Origin of the sequence: Curtobacterium sp. MCBA15_016, from assembly GCF_001865105.1 — a bacterium.
In the GTDB taxonomy this organism is placed as follows: Bacteria; Actinomycetota; Actinomycetes; order Actinomycetales; family Microbacteriaceae; genus Curtobacterium.
The window spans coordinates 7,619-8,605 of the sequence record NZ_MJGR01000042.1; the positions used below are offsets into that span (position 1 = coordinate 7,619).

At 73.2% G+C, this 987-nt stretch carries 1 protein-coding gene; it reads left to right on the forward strand.

Annotation, left to right across the window (positions count from 1 at the left end; genetic code table 11):
* Positions 1-930 (forward strand): YafY family protein (locus BIV03_RS16030; RefSeq protein ID WP_071296406.1); only part of this gene is annotated, 930 nt, incomplete at its 5' end.
* Positions 931-987 lie beyond the last annotated feature (57 nt).

Genomic DNA, 987 nt, shown 5'->3' on the forward strand with positions numbered 1-987 from the left:
TTCCTGCTCGCCCTCGTGCCGTACCTGATCGACCGCGAACGCGTCTCGGTCGCCGAGGCCGCTCGGCACTTCGGCGTCCCCGAGACCCGGATCCGCCGTGCCGTCGAGCTCATCGCGGTGTCCGGCGTCCCCGGCGAGACGATGCAGTACCAGCACGGCGACCTGTTCGACATCGCGTGGGACGACTTCGACCAGAACGACATGATCGTGCTGACGAACCTCGTCGCGATCGACGACTCCCCGCGGCTCTCGGCGCGCGAGGCGTCGGCCCTCATCGCCGGGTTGCAGTACCTGTCCGCCCTGCCCGAGGCCGCCGACCGCGACGCGATCCGCGCGCTCATGGCGAAGCTGTCCCGCGGTGCCGGTGGCGCGGCCGCGAACGTCGCCGTCGGGCAGGACCTGCACGACGTCGCCCTCGCGGTCATCCGCAAGGCGATGGCCGACGGTCGCGGGCTCGCGTTCGAGTACGCCGGTCCGCGCACGCAGGGGAGCACCCGCCGCGTCGACGCGCTGCGCGTGGAGTCGATCGACACCGACTGGTACCTGCGGGCGTGGGACCTCGATCGCCAGGCCCTCCGGACGTTCCGGCTCGACCGGATGTCCGGTGTGCGGGTCGACGACCGCCCGGCGGAGAAGTCGATCGACGACGTGGTGATCCCGGACACGCTGTTCCAGCAGGCAGCCGAGGACGTGATCGTCACCGTCGAGCTCGACTCCTCGTCGCTGCCGCTCGTGGCCGACTTCCTCGCCGACACGGCGGACGCGCCCGACACCGACGGCCGGGTGCGCATCCGGCTGGCGGCGTCGAACGGCTTCGACGGTGTGGTGCGGCTCGTCGCGGGGCTGCCCGGTCGCGCGGTCGTGCTCGACCCGCCGGCTGCACGGGCCGCGGTGCGCGACTTCGCCGCGGCGGCCCTCGCCGCCGACTGAGCCGCGCGACCGCCGGACCGGCGCTGCGTGTCGCGCACGTCGAACCACGAAACCGAC